The 18,029-nt window shown below is 67.6% G+C and carries 11 protein-coding genes and 1 pseudogene; 8 read left to right on the top strand and 4 right to left on the bottom strand.

Going from position 1 to position 18,029, the window contains the following annotated elements:
• Positions 1-10 precede the first annotated feature (10 nt).
• Entirely contained in the window at positions 11-673 is a 663-nt protein-coding gene (locus AC068D_RS23920) for a nucleoside/nucleotide kinase family protein (RefSeq protein ID WP_478825085.1), read from the top strand.
• Here the strand turns inward: AC068D_RS23920 and AC068D_RS23915 are convergent.
• Positions 659-1,261 (bottom strand): HAD family hydrolase, encoded by a 603-nt coding sequence (locus AC068D_RS23915; RefSeq protein ID WP_478825084.1) that lies wholly within the window; start codon positions 1,259-1,261, stop codon positions 659-661. The genes AC068D_RS23920 and AC068D_RS23915 overlap by 15 nt on opposite strands.
• A gap of 961 nt (positions 1,262-2,222) precedes the next feature.
• On the opposite strand from AC068D_RS23915, the gene AC068D_RS23910 reads away from it, so the two are divergent.
• From AC068D_RS23910 to AC068D_RS23895, 4 genes are all read left to right on the top strand, one after another.
• On the top strand, positions 2,223-2,915 hold the full coding sequence (locus tag AC068D_RS23910; protein ID WP_478825083.1) for a TenA family transcriptional regulator: 693 nt from the start codon (positions 2,223-2,225) through the stop codon (positions 2,913-2,915).
• Between the two features lie 81 nt (positions 2,916-2,996).
• Positions 2,997-4,145: a pyridoxal phosphate-dependent aminotransferase gene (locus AC068D_RS23905; RefSeq protein WP_478825082.1), complete on the top strand. Its 1,149-nt coding sequence runs from the start codon at positions 2,997-2,999 to the stop codon at positions 4,143-4,145.
• Positions 4,146-4,225: 80 nt separating this feature from the next.
• Positions 4,226-5,119, top strand: coding sequence for a TauD/TfdA dioxygenase family protein (locus AC068D_RS23900; protein ID WP_478825081.1), 894 nt, complete (start codon positions 4,226-4,228; stop codon positions 5,117-5,119).
• Between the two features lie 933 nt (positions 5,120-6,052).
• A complete protein-coding gene (locus AC068D_RS23895; RefSeq protein ID WP_478825080.1) occupies positions 6,053-6,283 on the top strand; it encodes a response regulator transcription factor in 231 nt (76 codons plus the stop codon).
• Positions 6,284-6,817: 534 nt separating this feature from the next.
• Here the strand turns inward: AC068D_RS23895 and AC068D_RS23890 are convergent.
• The 3 genes and pseudogenes from AC068D_RS23890 to AC068D_RS23880 form a co-directional block, all read right to left on the bottom strand.
• A pseudogene (locus AC068D_RS23890) lies at positions 6,818-7,096 on the bottom strand (M15 family metallopeptidase); the annotation flags it as partial.
• Between the two features lie 179 nt (positions 7,097-7,275).
• A complete protein-coding gene (locus tag AC068D_RS23885; RefSeq protein ID WP_478825079.1) occupies positions 7,276-8,901 on the bottom strand; it encodes a DUF6777 domain-containing protein in 1,626 nt (541 codons plus the stop codon).
• A 784-nt stretch (positions 8,902-9,685) separates the two neighbouring features.
• Entirely contained in the window at positions 9,686-10,891 is a 1,206-nt protein-coding gene (locus AC068D_RS23880) for a cytochrome P450 (RefSeq protein WP_478825311.1), read from the bottom strand.
• A gap of 782 nt (positions 10,892-11,673) precedes the next feature.
• Here AC068D_RS23880 and AC068D_RS23875 point away from each other — a divergent pair.
• The 3 genes from AC068D_RS23875 to AC068D_RS23865 form a co-directional block, all read left to right on the top strand.
• Positions 11,674-14,217 (top strand): Pls/PosA family non-ribosomal peptide synthetase, encoded by a 2,544-nt coding sequence (locus tag AC068D_RS23875; protein WP_478825078.1) that lies wholly within the window; start codon positions 11,674-11,676, stop codon positions 14,215-14,217.
• A 16-nt stretch (positions 14,218-14,233) separates the two neighbouring features.
• Positions 14,234-17,530, top strand: a complete 3,297-nt coding sequence (locus tag AC068D_RS23870; RefSeq protein WP_478825077.1) for a non-ribosomal peptide synthetase — start codon at positions 14,234-14,236, stop codon at positions 17,528-17,530.
• Between the two features lie 23 nt (positions 17,531-17,553).
• The coding region (locus AC068D_RS23865; protein WP_478825076.1) for a TauD/TfdA family dioxygenase at positions 17,554-18,029 on the top strand (476 nt) is incomplete at its 3' end.

Below are 18,029 nucleotides of genomic sequence, written 5' to 3'. Positions count from 1 at the left end.
GGAAACTAGCATGAATTCTGCACAGGAAAACAAGCGGGCAGAAGTCGCTTACCGCATCGTGGCCGTCGAGGGGGTTGACGGAAGCGGTAAGTCAACCTTGCTCGACGGCCTGGCGGAATCCCTTTCGGAAACTGGGAAGGTAATTCGCGCAAGGCCTGCGAGGGCCATGTCGAACGCATTCCGGAGAATTGCAGAGGGCGGTCGCCCGGAAACGCTTTACCAGGAAGTCGTCCCGGCCGGTTTCCGGCACGCCGCATACATGCTCGAAAGCGCGGTCCAATTCCGCTACGAGCAGCCGCGGTTCGAGGGGGCGGACGTCGTCCTCTTCGACCGGTGGCGGCACACGTGGCAGGTGTACTGCGGGGAGATTCACGAGCACCGGAACTGGCTCGACGACATCGAGGCGATGCTCCCTGACGCCGATGTGCTGTTCTGGCTCCGCGTGGACCCCGAGGTTGCCTACGAAAGGCTCGTCGCCCGGCACGACCGATGGGTCGACGTCTACACGCCCGCTCGGCTGCGCGCCAAGATCGCCGGGCTCTGTGAGCGGTACGAGGAGGTCATGCGGGACTCCGGCGCCGTGGTGCTCGACGGTACCGAGCCCGCCCCGCAGGTGCTGGCCGGGGCCCTGCGGACACTGGAGGGCCCCGGCGGCGCCTCAGTCGGCCAGTAGTTCCGTGATCTCCCGGCGGAGCGCAGCGCTCCCGTCGAAGAGCACGGCCGTGATCCCGAGTGCACGGGCAGCCAGCACGTTCCGCTCACGGTCGTCCACGAAGAACGTCTCGCCGGCAGTGGCCCCGAGCAGGTCCAGGACTCCGGCGAACGCCTCGGGAGCCGGCTTGACCGCTCCGAGGCCGCAGGAGAACAGGAGCGAGTCGAAGCGGTCATTCACTTCGGGCAGGTGCTCGGGGAACGCGTCGAGCAGCAGCGGGTCGTTGTCCGTGAACAGGGCGGTGCGATACGGGCGCACGAGGTCGACCGAGGCAAGGACGTCCGGATCGGGCTCGAATGCCAGGCACCAGATCTCACGGAGTTCCCGGGACGTACCGGAGAAACCGAGCCGTCCTCGTATTTCCCGCTCCACCCCCTCCGAGGAATTCATACCGCTGTCCCAGGAAGAAATCAGACCCGACGCGTAGAGCTCTTCGTCCACCTGCTCCGGCGTCAATCCGCAGGCCTCACCAAGAATTCTCATTCTGTGCTCGCGACGGAAGCGGCAGACAACACCGCCGAGATCGAAAAGAAAGACCCGTGGCTTCATACGGGAACCCTAGCAGGCCCATAAATGCCGTGGGAAGCGAAGAGATTGCATAATGGCGTGGATCGCAGTGGTGACCGATCCCTGCAAAAGGCTTGGAAATCTGCGGAACATCTCAGCGGTCGGCGACGACACCAGCCGGGTGTGCCAGCGGTTCGATGATTCTTCATCGGTCGATGACCCCGGGATTCGGGATGGCCATGAGCGAGCTTCCGGACCTTGACCTGCTGATCAGCGATCGAGCGGCACCTTCCGAGCGGCCGCGCCACGAGAGAAGCGGTTCTCAGCCGCCGCAGCGACCTACCGGCCGAACCCACGGCGCACAGGGACGAGTTGCCCCGCGGCCCGTCCGCCCTGCCGCGACCTGATCCGCACGGAGACCGCCGGCACCCGCACAGCACCTGCGCCGTCTGTACCCGCATGCCGGACGGACGGCGCCGGCACGGCGTGCGACGAGCACCTGCACGAACCCGCGCGAGGCGCGGGGGTCCCCGGATGTGCGTTCTTCATGTCCCTGAACGCGCCGGCCCGGACGGGGTCGATATGGTCCCGCAGTGGACGCGTGGCCTCGCCGAACGTGGCGCCCCTCCCAACCTCCGGGCCCGGCCCATCGACCCGGCCGACTCCGAGCGGCGATCCCGGTCACCGCCCGGTCCGGTGAATCCGGTCGCAGCGCGACAGCCACTGTGGTGCACTTCTGCATCTTTGTGGCGAAGTGCCCGACTCTGCCCACCTGTCGTCCTTCTGCCAGTGCCAGTTCCGAGGGCTCGCGGAGCTGGCGGGGCCGACCTTGGCTCGATGATGATGAATGCGTCCGGCCGACGTTGCGGGTTCGAGCCACCGGCCGGTGATACCAGCGACCTGTTCGGTGCTGGTCTCTGCGCTCAGCGCCTTTCTCCGCAGGCAAGCCGCCGTCGTTCGGCTTCCCGTGCGACGCACTCCGTCATGAAAAGGATTAGAGACAATGGGTCACGAGGTCGACGCCGGTAACGAGGTCATCGCACGTATCAAGCAGATGATCGAGGACTCCGGAATCAACGAGAACTCGTTCTACCAGACGCTGCGCAAGGAGCCGCTGCCCAAGGAAGTCCTCAAGGAGGTCTTCCAGCAGTACTACTACTACATCCGTACCTTCCCGCAGATCCTGGCCGGCCTGGCCGCCCGTGTGGACGACGAGTTCATCCGGCTCAAGAGCGCCCGTACCGTCGTCTCCGAGCTCGGTGACGGGCGTGGTGACGCGCACTACGTCATGTTCGAGAAGGCGCTCAAGGGCGTCGGCGTCGAGCTGGACGACTACCGCACGGTGCAGCACGCGCCGGAGGCCGAGCAGCTTGTCGCCAATCTGCGGCGGCTGTTCCTCGAGGAGTCGCCGAACTACTCGGTCGGCGCGCACTACGTGATCGAAGAGTTCGGGTTCCCGATGATCGTGAACCTCTACGAGGGCTTCCGTCTCTACGACGGCTGGGAGCACGAGGACTTCAACTACTTCTACCTGCACATCCTCATCGAGGCCAACCACGTGGACTGGGTCCATGACGCGCTGCTGGCCGCGGCGAAGGACGAGTCGGCGCGAGAGGAGCTCATCCAGGGCGCCTCCCAGGTGCTCGAAGCGCTCACCACCTTCTGGAACGGACTCAACCGCATCGCCACTGCATGACCCCTGGCGTCCCACGGCAGGCCCGGCGCGAACCCGCCAGGGCCTGCCCTGACGCTCAGAATAGAGGAGCGGACGAAGACGGTGAGTGTGTCCACCGAGCACGATGCCCATGTCGTGGATGTCTACCAGCGGATGACCGCGCTGGCCGGCGAATTGACGGCGGTCAATCTCTCCCAGGGCATCCCGGAGCCCGTCTACGATCCGGAATGGCGCCGCGCCGTCGCTGCCGAGCTTCCCCACGCCCATTTCCAGTACACACCGACGCGGGGCACACCGGCCTTGCGCGAGGCGATCGGATCGCTGTACGGCCACGGGGTGCCGGGCCCGGTGGTCACCTCGGGTTGTACGGAGTCGCTGGCGTCCCTCCTGCTCGGCTTCGCGGGCATGGGCTGTGACACGGCGGTGTGGCTCGAGCCCTTCTACTCGTACTATCCGGGGCTGGCGAGAATCGCGGGCCTGGAAGCCTGCAGTGTTCCGGTCGACCTCTCCACCCATGCACCGCGTCTGGACACCGAGCGGCTGGCCGCCGTGCTGGCGCCTCTGGGCCCCCGGGGCGTCCTCGTGCTCAACTCGCCGCACAATCCGACCGGCCTCGTCGTGGACCGCGACGCATGGTCCGAAGTGCTCGGTCTCGTCGACCGGTACGGCTGCCACGTGGTGGTGGACGACGCCTACCGGGACTTCCGGTACACGGGGCCGTCCATTCCGTACGCGGCGCTCCTGGAGACGGGACGCGCCGCGATCGCGGGTGGGATGTCGAAGTCGTACGCGGCCAGTGGACTGCGGCTGGGGTGGCTCCTGGCACCGGACCGGCTCGCGCGACATGCCGAGACCGCCCACATGCACCTGTCCAACTGCGCGCCCGATCTCCTTCAGCGGGCGGCGGTACGGCTCATGGCGGAGGTCAACGGCCCTCGTACGGCACAAACGGCCGACTCCTATCGGAGCAAGCGGGATCTACTGGTGACCGCCCTCACCGAGAGCGGCTTCTCCGCGCTGGTACCGGACGGCGGTCACTTCGTCATGGCCCGTCCGCCCGCCGACACGGTACGGAGCAACGATCCAGCGGTGGATCTCGTGCAGGCCGCCCGCGTGGCCGCTCTGCCGCTGGATTCGTTCTTCACCGGGTCCCAGCCGTCATGGCTGCGGTTCTCGTTCGCGGTTCCCATGGAACAGGTGGTGGAGGCGAGCCACAGGCTGCGGCAGTGGCGGGCGAGGGCGAGCGCCTGAGACCGGGCGAAAGTTGACGTGTTCACCAATGCAGAGGCTGACGAAATGCTGGTCCGAGCCTCCCGTCGAGAGCGGGGCGAATGAAAGCAAGACCACTGGGTGTCAATGAGTTCGTCGGAGAGGTCACCGACTTCGACGCCGCATCGGCCACCCGAGACGAGGCCGAACAGCTCAGGGAACTCCTGTACCGGCATCGCGTTCTCGTACTGCGTCGTCAGAACCTGACGCCGAAGCGCTACCAGGAGTTCATGAGCTTCTTCGGCGAGCCGATCCCACATGTGCTGCAGAACCTGACCGTGAGCGGGTTCCCTTCGATCCTGAAGATCTCGGATTTCGTACCGGCGGACGGTACCCCCTTCGGGGTGCTCGACGGCGGCGCCTATTGGCACGCCGACATGTCCTACCTGCAGGATCTCGGCATAGCCACGTCGCTCTACGCAATCCGGGCCGCGGAGCGCTCCGGGGGCACCGCCTTCATCGACCTGGCTTCGGCCTGGGAACTCCTCGCGGCCCGTCCGGGCCTGCTCGGCTGCGACTCGGCGGACGACGCGCTCGGCGTGGAGGTGGTGCACCGGTTCGGGAACCGGCACGCTCTGCGGGACAACACCGCGGCCAGCCAGGACCTCTCGCCGGAGCAACAGGACCGATTGGACGGTGCCCGGCATCAGTTGTTCGAACGTCATCCGGCGACCGGGGTCCGCGGCCTGTTCGCTCCGTCGGGAAGCGCCATGGCCATCGCCGGGATGCCCGCCGAACAGTCGGACCTTGTGCTGGACCGGCTCGAGGAGTTCATGCTGAACGAACTGCCCGGGTACACCCATCAGTACGAGCCTGGGGACCTGGTGATCTGGGACAACATGAGCACCCTGCACCGAGGCACCGACGTCAGTGCGACACCGGACTTCGAGGCCAGCCGCTTGCTCTACCGGATCAATGTCAAATACGCCGGAGCGACCGTGGGCGCACGCGACTGAGGCATCGTGGCCGCTGGTCAGGTCCGTCGATGGAGGGCGGACCTGCCCGGTCGCGGCCGGTCTGCCCCCTGGGCCGGGGCAACGACGTACCGCTACCGCTCTCAGGGCTCGACGGCAGCCGACCTCGATCCACTGGCGATCAGGCTGGCCGGCGCCCGGGCTCACCTGTCACCCCGGGCAGTACATCGAGGAGGAGTCCGCTCCCCCGCTCTTGCCGAAGAACAGGCGGCCGCCGTCGGGAGTACCAAGGGTGTCGATGCGCTTGCGCAGGGTGCTCACGACATGAGCGGCCCCCGGGAACCTCTCAGCTCGACGGCGTGGTGTCGGTCTGTACGAGAGTGGCCGCCGCTTGCGCCGCGGCGCCGAGCCCGGCCCTGGTCAAGGGCATGCCGTCGACAGTGGGTGTGCGACCTGAACCCACGGTGACCTCGTCGCCGTGAGCTGTCACGATCACTGATCGCGTCGACCCACCCCTTGGACTCCGCCGACCTGGTTCGTCCACTGGCCGCAGACGTGGCCCCGTACCAGGGGCGCTTCTCCAGAGTCACTCCGAGGCCCGCCGGAACTCGCCCATCCCGCGGCCCTGCAAAGCGGCGTCACGGTCGAGAGCAGGACGCGTTCGCCCGGGTCGGGCGGTCGGGAGGCCCATGCACAGACGATGGCCGCCGGGACTCCGGGACTTTCCCCGGGACTCCGGGCCTTTTCTCCCGGGCCACCTCGTCCCTGTAGCCGTACAACTCCCCTCAGTGATCACCGCCAGGCCGGGGTCACGAAAGGGCCCCGTGACACGCCTGTGACAGTCGAGGGACACCGCCATGAAGTCCGCCGAGCAAGCTTTTCGAAAGAGGGACAAACAGAAGGAATCGGGCATATGCCCCCTGCTTCCGAGGGTGTGAGCAGTGATGATCAAGCCGATCTGTCGGAGGAGATCCCATGAGCCTCACACTCGCCACCCCGCACGTCGAAGCCCCCACGCCTACGCTGGCTCCGCGTGAGCGGGAGACACTGCGGCATATCGCCGCAGGGCGCACGTACCTGCAGACGGCCCGCCACATGGGGCTCTCCAAGCACACGGTCGACGCCTATCTCCGCCGCATCCGGGCCAAGCTCAACATCAACAGCACGGCCGAACTCACCCGACTGGCCATCTCCCTGGGGCTGTGACGCCCGACCACCCGAATCCGACCGGGCCGGGCGGGGGGGGAGACAGTCGATCCGCGACTCCAGGATCGCCATGCATGCTCCGCCAGACCCCGAAGTGCCCGACAACGAGAGCTGGACCCAGTACCACCGGGTCCGGCTCTTTGCCGTTGGAGCGCACTGGCGGCGTACGATCAGGCCTCCAGGGGCACGGACACCCACGAGGTGCCGGAGCCGCAGAGCCCGGTTCCACCGCTCCAGCCGTTGCTGGAATGGGCGATCCGGTCAGAGCGGCTGGCCCGTACGTGGACAGGAGCGTTGGCGCGGTCGGTCGTCCGTTGATCGGTGGCCCCCGGGATGCTGCTCCTCGGGCGTATCGGACCGGACGTCTCCGTCCACATGAGCAACTCAGTTCCCGCCCGCGCTCACCGAGTCGGCCACCCACGCTCCGATTCCCGGACCGGTCGACCACGGGTCGCGTTTTCAGACAGATCGCGGTTGCCCGATCGGCGCCCATGTGCGGCCGCGGGCTGGACACGCGCTGGGCAGAGCGCGTGATCAGACGAACTCCTCGGGTCCGTAGTGGGCGACAGCGGCTCCTGTCATGAGTGCCCAGTAGCGGTCGCCATAGGACCAGTGCCACCACTCCGTGGGGTAGTTGACCAGGCCGACAGCAGTAAGCACGGCCCCCAGGACATTCCGATGCGAGCGGGCCTCGTCGCTGATGTTCTCGGCCTGTGTGCAGCAAGCGCCTGCGCTCTCCTCCGGGTTCGCATTCATGCGGGTGCCCAGATCGAGTTCACGGCCGTCGGCGTCGGTGAGCGTGAGGTCGACGGCGTCTCGCACCCCGGGTCGGGTGTGCTTTTCGCGTCGTGGCGCACCTTCCCCACAGCGGCAAGCCGTGACGCGACTTCGCCGTCCGTGCACGTTCCGCTGCACGGGATGTGCCTTAAGCCCGGCGGTTTGTTGCAGGCTCTGAGGCTGCGCCGGTGACTACGAATCGGCTGATCCGGAACCTACTGCTGCTCTTGGGGCTCGACCGGCTCTTGGGGCTCTTGGGGCTCCTGCTGTTCCTGCGGCTGTGCCGGTGACTGCGGAAGCGGCTGGTCCGGAACCTGCTGCTGCTCCTGTTCCTGCGGCTGCTCCTGCTGCTGTTCCTGCTGCTGCTCCTGCGGCGGCGGCTCGTTGGGTTGTTCCTTCTTCTTCGGCTGCTCCTGTTCTTTGGGCTTGTCCTTCGGCTGCTCCTGTTCTTTGGGCTTGTCCTTCGGCTGCTCCTGTTCCGTGGGCTTGTCCTTCTTCTCCTGCTCGTTCTGCTTCTTCTGTTCCTGCTCCTCCTTCAGCTTGCCCTTCTCCTGCTCCTTCTTCTCCTCCTTCTTCTCCTCCTTCTTCTCCTCCTTCTTCTCCTTCTGTTCCTGCTTGTCTTTCTTCTCCTGCTCGTTCTCCTTCTTCTGTTCCTGCTCCTCCTTCAGCTTGCCCTTCTCCTGCTCCTTCTTCTCCTCCTTCTCCTCCTTCAGCTTGCCTTTCTCCTCCTTCTCCTCCTTCTCCTCCTTCTCCTCCTTCAGCTTGCCCTTCTCCTCCTTCTCCTCCTTCTCCTCCTTCTCCTCCTTCTCCTCCTTCAGCTTGCCCTTCTCCTTCTCCTCCTTCAGCTTGCCCTTCTCCTTGTCCTTGTCCTTCTCCTTCTGCTCCTCCTCGTCCTGCTGCTTGTCCTTCTCCTTCTGCTCCTTGCTCTTCTCCTTGTCGTGCTCCCTCTGCTCCTCCTGCCTGCCCTTCTCCTTCTGCTTCTCCTCGTCCTCCCGCTCCTCCTCTTCCTTGTCTTCCTTACCGGTGTTCTCCGGGAACTCCTCCACTGATCCGCGCGAAGGCGCAGGCAGGACCGGGTACACCACGTCCTTGGGCTGGCCCTTCGGGGTGGGGACCTGCTCGTCGTTCCTGCCCGACTGGTCTCTGCTCGGGCGCTCGAACCAGACCTTGCGGTCCTGGTCGAACATCGTGATGGCCTTCATCGGCTTGTCGGCCGGTTTGACCACGACAAGGGCCGAGGGGCGGAAGGACGACCACTCTCGTCCCGCGTACTTCGGTGTGCCCTCGACGGCCATGGGCGGAGCCAGGGGGTTGCCGCAGGCGCAGCGCACATGCGGTACGCCGCGGTCGTCTATCAGGACAGCCGTGCCGGCCTGCAGGATCGCCTGGTAGCGCGTGAACGTGCCGTTCTTGTACCCGTGGTTGGTGACCCTGGTGTCGAAGCCCAGCCGAACAGGCGTCAGGGACCGCAGGTGGACGGGAATCTCGGCCTGCTGGATGCTCAGCGCCTCGGCGAAGGCCTTGCCCTTGGCCTTGTTCGCCGACAGATAGGCGATCTGCTTCTCCACGTCGCAGCTCGCGATATTTTGCGTCCCCCCGTAGAGACCGGGATGAGCGCCGCTGACCTGAAGAGTGCGCCCGCCGTCCACACCGCCCTGTGCCTCAGCGGCGGACGCGGGATGGGCGGCCTCGGCCTGAATGGCTGTCGAGGGGGTGAACGGATCGGGGCCGGCCGCCGAGGCCGTCTGGAGGAAGACTTCGCCCGGGCCCTTGCTCCCGCCCATGAGGGTGAAGGAAAGGATCACTGCCAGCACCGCGACCACCGCTGTGCTGGCGCTCACCAGCGTCCTGCGGGCCCGCAGCCAGGAGGACGGCCCTCCTCGGCCCCGGCCCGGCTCGCCGGGCTCCTCGAGGGGGAAAGGCGGACCGGGGGGCCCTGGTGGAGGCGGGGGTCCGGTCGGTGGCGGAGGCACCGGTGGAGGTGGGTTCGCCGACAGGTCGAGCGGCTGCTCACCTGACGGCCGACCGGACAGCGGACCGGACGGGGGGCCGGTGGGGCGCTCGGACGAAGGGGGTATGGAACTCACGGTGCTCCCCCAAACTCAGGGCATCGGGAAAATGATGGTTATCCTCGTTTGCCCTCCCCGTAGCCATTGTGCGCTTCATATCCGGCGGAGTGAATCATGCGTGTGCACTCCTCCCGGGGAAGGACAATCAGGTTGCCGGAAGCCCTTGTGGATTCAACCTGTGAATCCAGGAAGCCGTCGGCCATGGGCTGCACGCGTCGCAGGTCGAACCCCACCGGGACGCCCCGGATGATGCGCGGCTGCTCTGCATGAGCCCACGCCTCAATGGAGCCTCATCCGGCGGATCACGTCATGCCCCTGGCTTTCGGGACTTGACAGCCGAGCAGGGCCCTGCCCGCTGCCCACCACCAGGCATGACGGCTCTCCCCGGCCCCGCCCAGGAAAATGAAGCTCTCCCGGTCCGCGCACAGGAACTTTGAAGCTCTCCCGGTCCCACCCGGGAATGTGAAGGCCCCTCCTGTCCCGGCCCGGCAATGTGAAGCCTCCCTGCCTGCCGCGCCCGTGAGTGCGGGCAGGCGGGGAGGCGGGCAGGCGGGCCCTACCAGGCGACGGGCAGCTCGGTCGGGAAGCGCCGAATGGTCTCCGTGTCCCAGCGCACGTCCTCTGCCGGTACCGCCAGCCGGAGATCCGGGAACCGTTCCAGCAGCCGCCCGATCGCCACTTCCAGTTCTGCCATCGCCAGTGGGACGGCGATGCACCGATGCCCGCCCCAGCCGAAGGTCATGTGCGGCGTCGTGGGCCGGTCCGGATCGATGGCGCCGGGGTCCGAGAACCGTTCGGGGTCGCGGTTCGCCGTCAGATAGGACACGTGCACGAAGTCCCCTGCTCTGATCCGGGCTCCGCCGATCTCCACATCCTCGAGGGCCACCCGAGGGATGCCGACCCCCTTGCGGAACGGGATGAAACGCAGCAGCTCATCGAGGACCGCGGCCAGCGTGTCCGGCCGGGTCCTGACCCGCTCCATGAGCTCGGGGCGGGTCAGCAGGAGGTACGCGACATTGCTGATCTGGCAGGAGCCCGTGTCATGCCCGCTGAGCATGAGCGTCAGCGCCATCACGGCCAGTTCCTGGTCGTCGAGTGCGTCCTCGCCGTCCTTCGCCGCGGCCAACGCGCTGATCAGGTCCTTTCCGGGGGTGCGCCGCCGCTCGCTGACCAGTGCGCCGAAGTACGCACGCAGCTCCGCCTTGGCCGTGGCCTCGGTCTGCTGCGTGTCCGGGCCGGTGGCGAGCAGCTGATGCACGTACTTCTGCATCCGGGGCCGGTCCTCCCGGGCGATCCCGAGCACCTCGCAGATGGTGTCCTGAGGGAGCCGGTTCGAGAGATGGTGCACCAGGTCCGCGGGAGGCCCCTGCTCGGCCATGTCGTCGAGCAGCTCGTCGGCGAGCCCTACGATCGCCAACCGCATCTGGTCCACATGTCGCCTGGTGAAGGCATGCGACGCGAGCCGCCGCAGGCGACTGCTGTGCGGCGGATCCATCACATTGATCGACTCCGGGGAGACGATGGGTTCCGGTGTCAGCCGCGGATAGTCGTGCCCCATGATCTCGGCCCGGCTGAAGCGGTGGTCCGTGGTCACCTGGCGCACCCCGTCGAACCCGGTGACCAGCCAGGCGTCCGCCTCGCCGTACGGGAGCCGGATCCGTGTGATGGGACCACGGGCCATCAGCGCCGTGAGCGAGGGGTCGAACTCCAGGGCCTCACTGAAATCGAACGGACAGATGACTGCATCGCCGGTTTCGGCCATGGCACTCCACTCCAGCTCCAGGTCGACAAACGCTGCTGACCGCATGGCGGATGGCCGGGAAGCAGCCGCCCTCGCCATTTCCTCCCTATGTCTTGGTGCACGCTGCGTCGACGCAGGACACCTCTACGGGCCTTAATTGGCCCTCGTGGAGTAGGGGAATCGGCATTCCCCGTGTCGGACCGGGGATGCGACGGCGAAAGCTGCTGCTCTGCGCGGTCACACGGCTCGCCGTGTTCCGGTGGGGCCGGCCCGCGACGGGCGCCGCACGAACACGTTTTCCGAAGAAACTTTGTGCGATGGGAGTCGGTCGACGATCGGTGCACGATCTGCACGGGATGCCGTGTCACCCCATTGGTCGAGGGGCCGGGGCAAATCGCCCGTGCCGCCGGCAGGACGTGAAGTCCGCACCGGAAACAGCCCGATCGGACAGGGCGTTTCGCGATTGCGCACCGCACCGCACCCCCCATTCGACACCGGGCCGCATCGCATCGTGGACGGGCCTCGTCCAGAACGCCGGCGCCCTTCTCCAGGGCGGAAAATTCGGCACCGAGTGCATCTGAGCCGCAAGGAATCCGCGTCGCATCCATGCGAATCAGTTCAAGTGGCAACCTGACGATGGGCGGCGGAGACTGGACATCGTGGTTCTGTGAAACCCGAAAAGAGCTCACGACCTCGTGGCTTCGGGATGCTCGCTCCGGCTGTGACCGGAGGACGGAGGCACTGAGGCACTGGGTGCCGGCCACAGTGGCCGACGGTGGCCGAAATTTCCTCAAGGAGCTCGGATGGTGGAGAAATCTGTCGAGGTCTTGACGCCCGGGCCGGACGAATCTGCGATCACCAAGCGCAGGGACGCCGGCCCGACGACGGACACGGAGAGGGACCTTGCCGAGGTGCTCGCCGGGGTCGTGGACGTCGAACAGGTGTCGGTCGACAGTCACTTCTTCGACGACCTCGGCGCTAACTCGCTGGTCATGGCCCAGTTCTGTGCCCGGGTCAGGAAGCGGGCGGACCTGCCGTCGGCCTCGATCAAGGACATCTACCGCTACCCGACGATCCGAAGCCTGGCGACCGCGCTCGCGGACGCAGCGCCCTCCCCCACCGGGTCGGGGGAGGAGTCCTCGGTCCCGCCTCCGGCCGAGCCGGTGAGACGTGCCGGCACACCGGCATACGTCCTCTGCGGGACGGTGCAGTTCCTGGTCTTCGCCGTCTACTCCGTGCTCACCGGATTCGTCGCTGCCCGGGGGTACGAGTGGGTCGCCGCCGGCTCGGATCCGATCGACATCTATCTGCGGTCGGCGGTCTTCGGCGGCGCCGGCTTTGCCGCTCTGTGCATCTTTCCCGTGGCGGCCAAATGGATCCTCGTCGGCCGGTGGAAACCCCGCGAGTTCCCGGTCTGGGGTCTGACCTATCTGCGCTTCTGGACCGTAAGAGTGCTGATCCACGCCAACCCGATGATCTTTTTCGTCGGCAATCCGCTGTATGTGCTGTATCTGCGCGCCCTCGGCGCACGCATCGGCAAGGGAGTCACGATCCTCTCCCGGACCGTCCCGGTCTGTACCGACCTGCTCACGATCGGCGCCGGAACGGTGATCCGCAAGGAGGCGTACTTCCTCTGCTACCGGGCGGATGCGGGGCGGATCCGGACCGGCCGGGTCACCCTCGGCCGTGAGGTGTTCATCGGCGAGAAGACCGTCCTCGACATCGACACCTCGATGGGGGACGGTTCCCAGCTCGGCCACACATCCGCGCTGCAGACCGGCGAGACGGTGCCGGAAGGCGAACGGTGGCACGGTTCTCCCGCACAGCGCACGGAACTCGACTACGTGCGGGTCCCGCCTGCGGAATGCGGCACGCTGCGCCGCGCCGGCTTCGGCCTGGTCACCGTGCTCCAACTGTTCTTCCTGTACATACCGCTGACGGTCGGCGGTGCGTACATTCTGCTCACCGAGGTTCCGGCCGTCGGCAGGATGTTGGCCCCGGGCACCGTGAGCTTCACAGCGGCGCCCCTCTACGTCGACGCGCTGGCACTCTCCTTCGTGCTGTTCTTCGGTTCCACCGCCCTGGGCATCGTCTGGATGTTCACCGTTCCGCGTCTGCTGAATGTGATGGTCAAGCCGGACAAGGTCTATCCGCTGTACGGCTTCCACTACTCGGTGCAGCGCGCCATCGCACGCATGACCAACGTCAAGTTCTTCAAATGGCTCTTCGGCGACAGCTCCTACATCGTCCACTACTTGCGCGGACTCGGATACGACCTGTCGCGGGTGGAGCAGACGGGGTCGAACTTCGGCACGGAAGTGCAGCACGAGACGCCGTATCTGACCTCCGTCGGCAGCGGAACGATGGTCGCCGACGGACTTTCCGTTGTGAACGCCGACTTCTCGAGCACCTCCTTCCGTGTCTCCCGGGCATCGATCGGGGCCCACAACTTCCTCGGGAACAACATCGCCTATCCCTCGGGCGCCAGGACGGGTGAGAACTGCCTGCTCGCGACGAAGGTGATGGTTCCGCTCGACGGCGAGGTGCGCGAGGGCGTGGGGCTGCTCGGCTCGCCGTGCTTCGAGATTCCCCGGTCGGTGGAGCGCGACACCCGGTTCGACCATCTCCGGACCGGGGACGAGATGCACCGCAGCCTCACGGCGAAGAACCGCTACAACGTCCGCTCGATGGGCCTCTTCCTGTTCCTGCGATGGGTGCACTTCTTCGCGGTCACCGTGGTGGGGCTCGCCGCGGTCGATCTGTACGGCACGGTCGGGCAGCTGGTGATCGCCCTGTCGCTGATGTTCACGCTCGTCTTCACCCTTCTGTACTGGGTGCTGGTGGAGCGCTGCGTCTTGGCGTTCAGCGCGCTGCGCCCGCAGCTGTGCTCCATCTACCAGCCCTACTTCTGGTGGCACGAGCGCCTCTGGAAGGTTCCCGACAGGCACCTCGCCATCCTGAACGGCACCCCCTTCAAGAACGTGATCTGGCGGCTTCTGGGGGTCCGGCTCGGCCGCAGGGTCTTCGACGACGGCTGCTACCTGACGGAGCGGTCGCTCACCGCAATCGGGAACGACTGCACGCTCAATGCGGGAAGCAAGATCCAGTGCCACTCGCAGGAGGACGGCACGTTCAAGTCCGACCGCAGCACGATCGGCGACGGCTGCACGCTCGGTGTCGGCTCCCACGTCCACTACGGCGTGACGATGGGCGACGGCGCGCAGCTCGCCCCCGACTCCTTCCTGATGAAGGGCGAAGAAGTCCCGCAGCACGCCCGATGGGGCGGAAACCCCGCAGCGGAGTTGCGCAATGCCCACTGCCGGCCCGCGGCGACGCGACAGGGCTGAGAGGACGCGGCGACCGATGGGACCACAGATGGATTCCGGCCGGGAGTTCTGGCGCGGTGTGCTTGTCGCCGGTGGAGCCACCGCCCTGCCGCGGTGGACGCTCGATCCCGAGCCGGGCTCGACCGAGTACGCGGTCTCGGTGCCGGACGAGGTGACGGGAGTGCTGCGCCGGCTGGCGCGGGAGTGGGGAGTGCCGCTGCGGTCGTTGGTGCTGGCCGCGCATGCCCGGGTGCTGGCCGCGATGTCGGGCGAACGTGAGGTGGTGACGGGTTACGTCAGCGGTCGGGGTCGTGCGCCGTTGCCGTGCCCGGTGCCGACAGGGCACGGGTCGTGGCGGTCGCTGGTGCACGAGACCCACCGGGTGGAGTCGGAGCTGCTGGCCCACCAGGACTTTCCGGTCGACGACCTCCGGACGGAGCTGGGGGCGTCCGGGCCGGTGTCCGACACGGTGTTCGATGCGTTCTCCGATGCCGACGGCTCCGGCGGGCCTGCTGGGTCCGCGGCACTGGGAGTGGGCTTTTCGGAGGAGGCCGACGGCCGGCTGGTGCTGCGGCTGCACCACCGCACCGACGTCCTCGACGCGGAATGTGCCGCACGGATTGCGGGCTACCACCTGTCGGCGCTTGCTCTGATCGCCGACGACCCGGACGGTGAGCACACGGGGCGGAGCCTGTTGTCGGCCGGGGAGCTGCGGTTCCAGCTGGAGGGGCTGGCCGGGCCCCGCCGTGAGTTGCCGGACCTGCGGGCGCACGAGGTGTTCGAGGAGCGGGTGCGGTCGCATCCGGATGCGGTCGCGGCGGTCCAGGGAGGCCGGCAGTGGACGTACGGGGAGCTGAACGCACGGGCGAACCGGCTGGCCCGGGTACTTCTGGCAGGGGGCCTCGGCCGCGAGGACGCGGTCGCGGTGGTGATGGAGCGCAACCTCGACTGGCTGGCCGCGGTGCTGGCGGTCTTCAAGGCCGGCGGGGTGTACCTGCCCATCGAGCCGCATTTTCCCGCCGGGCGGATCGAGGCCACGCTCTCGCGTGCCGCATGCACCCTGGTACTGAGTGAACCGGGCAGTACCGGCACGCTGGACGAAGCGCTCCGCTCGCTGCCCGGGGTACACACGCTGTTCGTCGACGAGGCCCTTCGTCAGGAGCAGGCCGAGGAGGATCTCGGCCTCGGCATCGGTCCGGATCAGGCGGCGTACATCTACTTCACCTCCGGTTCCACCGGTGAGCCCAAGGGTGCGATGTGCGAGCACGCAGGCCTGCTCAACCACCTCTTCGCCAAGATCGACGATCTGGAGATCGGCGAGGGGCAGGTGGTGGCCCAGACCGCGCCGCAGTGCTTCGACATCTCGCTGTGGCAGCTGGTGGCGGGCCTGCTGGTGGGCGGGCGGACCCTGCTGGTCGAGCAGGAGGTGATCCTGGACGTCCCCCGGTTCGTGGACACGGTCGCCCAGGGTGAGGTGGCGGTGCTCCAGGTCGTGCCGTCGTACCTGGAGGTGGTGCTGTCCCATCTGGAGCGGCACCCGCGGAAGCTGCCGCACCTGCGGTGCGTCTCGGTGACCGGGGAGGCGCTGAAGAAAGAACTCGCGGAGCGCTGGTTCGGCGTCCAGCCGGACATCCGGCTGGTCAATGCCTACGGGCTGACCGAGACCTCCGACGACACCAACCACGAGGTCATGGACCGGGCACCGGAGGGGGACCGGGTCCCCTTGGGGCGGCCGGTGAACAACGTGCGGGTCTATGTCGTCGACGAGGAACTCTCCCCGGTGCCGCTGGGTGCCCCCGGCGAGATCGTGTTCTCCGGGGTGTGCGTGGGTCGCGGCTACGTCAACGACCCCGAGCGCACCCGTCAGGCCTTTGTGCCCGACCCGCACCACGAAGGGGCGCGGCTCTACCGCAGCGGCGACCACGGCCGCTGGCTGCCCGACGGAAAGCTGGAGTTCCTCGGCCGGAAGGACACCCAGGTCAAGATCCGCGGGTTCCGGATCGAGATCGGCGAGATCGAGAACACCCTGCTGCGCCTGCCCGAGGTCCGCGACGGCGCGGTGGTGGTCGCCGAACAGGCCGGCCACGTCAAGCACCTGGTGGCCTTCTACAGCAGCCCCCGGCCCCTCGACTCCGGCCTTCTCGCGGACCGGCTGGGCGACTGTCTGCCTCCGTACATGGTCCCTTCCGCCTTCCACTGGCGGCAGAGCCTGCCACTGACCGCCAACAGCAAGATCGACAAGAAGGCGCTGACCGCACTCGCGCAGGAACTCCAGGCCGCTTCGACCGCCGAGGACGGCCACCAGCCGCCCGTGACACCGGCCGAACAGCGCCTGGCGGCCGCGTGGGCCGCCGTGCTCGGGATCCCCCGGGGCCGGATCGGACGCCACGACCACTTCTTCGACCGCGGGGGCACGTCCCTGTCCGCGGTGAAGCTCGCCATCACCCTGGACCGGGCGGTGTCCCTCAAGGACATCACCCGTCACCCGCACCTCGCCGACCTCGCCTCCCTGCTCGACAACAGGTCCCGGCCCGGCTCCGGGCTGCTGCAGTCGCTCTCGGAGGCGGACGGTCCGCACACCGGTGCTCTGGTCTGTTTCCCCTACGCCGGTGGCAACGCGGTGAACTTCCAGGCCCTGGCCAGGGCGTTGCCCAGCGGCGGACCCGCGGTCCACGCCGTCGAGCTGCCCGGTCACGACCCGACCGCGGGAAGTGAGCCGTTCGCCCCGTTGGCAGAGGTGGCCGAGCAGCTCGCCGACGAGATCGCCGGGTGTGGCCTCTCGGGGCTCATGCTGTGGGGTCATTCTTCGGGCACGGCGCTGGCCGTGGAGACGGCGCGGAGGCTGCGGGAGCGCGGGGTGGACGTGCAGCGCGTGTTCCTCGGTGCTCAGTTGCTGGGTGACGCCGTCGAGCGTCGCGCCGCCATCGCCGAGCTGACCGGGCGGAGTGATGCCGAGATCGCCGCGGAACTGAGCACTGACAGCGGCTACAGCGGGCTCGCCGAGCTGGAAGCGCGGCAGGCCGAGCGTGTGGGTGCCGCCTACCGGCACGACTGTGTGTCCGCGCACCGCGCTTTCGCCGATGTGCTCGACGCCGCTGGTGCCCGCGCCGACGCCGCGCCGGCGGTGAAGCTGACCGCCCCGGTCACGGTGGTCGTCGCCGCCGACGACCCGATCACGGCGGACTACCCGGACCGGTATCACGAATGGCGGCTCCTAGCCGAGGAGGTCGAGCTGTACGAGCTCGCCGACGGCGGCCACCATTTCCTGCGCACCCGCCCGGCCGAGGTGGCGAAGGCCGTACTGCACGCAACCGAACAGCCGACTTCCTCCTGAGCCACGACCGAAAGGACTTCACGATGCCGATCCCACCGACGGCGGCTCCACTTGATGTGGAGTCACAACCGGGCAGGCCTGCGGTACTGCAGGCCGGAGCGGTTGACGACGCGGTCTCCTGGGCGGCCGGGCACCGTGATGCGCTGCGTGCGGTCGTTGCGGAGCACGGTGCGGTTCTCGTGCGTGGTCTGGGGCTGCGGGACGCCGGTACGGCCGGTGCGGTCCTCGGCCGGCTGGGCGGCGCGTTGATGACGGAACGGGAGGCCTTCGCGCCGCGCGAGACGTACGCACCGGGTGTGTACTCCTCGACGGCCTGGCCGGCGAACCAGCCGATGTGCATGCACCACGAACTGAGCTACACACTCGAGTTCCCCGGCCTGATGATGTTCGCCTGCCCGACCGCACCCGACACCGGCGGGGCGACCGCGGTGGCCGATGCGGCAGGCGTGCTGGAGGCACTCCCGCCCGAACTGGTCCAGCGCTTCGAGAGGGACGGCTG

This window comes from Streptomyces sp. NPDC043861 (assembly GCF_056435905.1).
The sequence above is the reverse complement of the archived record's forward strand: the minus strand, read 5'-3'. Positions and strand labels throughout refer to the sequence as shown.

Coding starts and splice junctions, on each gene's coding strand:
- AC068D_RS23920 (WP_478825085.1), top strand. CDS start 11: ATGAATTCTGCACAGGAAAACAAGCGGGCAGAAGTCGCTTACCGCATC.
- AC068D_RS23915 (WP_478825084.1), bottom strand. CDS start 1,261: ATGAAGCCACGGGTCTTTCTTTTCGATCTCGGCGGTGTTGTCTGCCGC.
- AC068D_RS23910 (WP_478825083.1), top strand. CDS start 2,223: ATGGGTCACGAGGTCGACGCCGGTAACGAGGTCATCGCACGTATCAAG.
- AC068D_RS23900 (WP_478825081.1), top strand. CDS start 4,226: ATGAAAGCAAGACCACTGGGTGTCAATGAGTTCGTCGGAGAGGTCACC.
- AC068D_RS23895 (WP_478825080.1), top strand. CDS start 6,053: ATGAGCCTCACACTCGCCACCCCGCACGTCGAAGCCCCCACGCCTACG.
- AC068D_RS23880 (WP_478825311.1), bottom strand. CDS start 10,891: ATGGCCGAAACCGGCGATGCAGTCATCTGTCCGTTCGATTTCAGTGAG.
- AC068D_RS23875 (WP_478825078.1), top strand. CDS start 11,674: ATGGTGGAGAAATCTGTCGAGGTCTTGACGCCCGGGCCGGACGAATCT.
- AC068D_RS23870 (WP_478825077.1), top strand. CDS start 14,234: ATGGGACCACAGATGGATTCCGGCCGGGAGTTCTGGCGCGGTGTGCTT.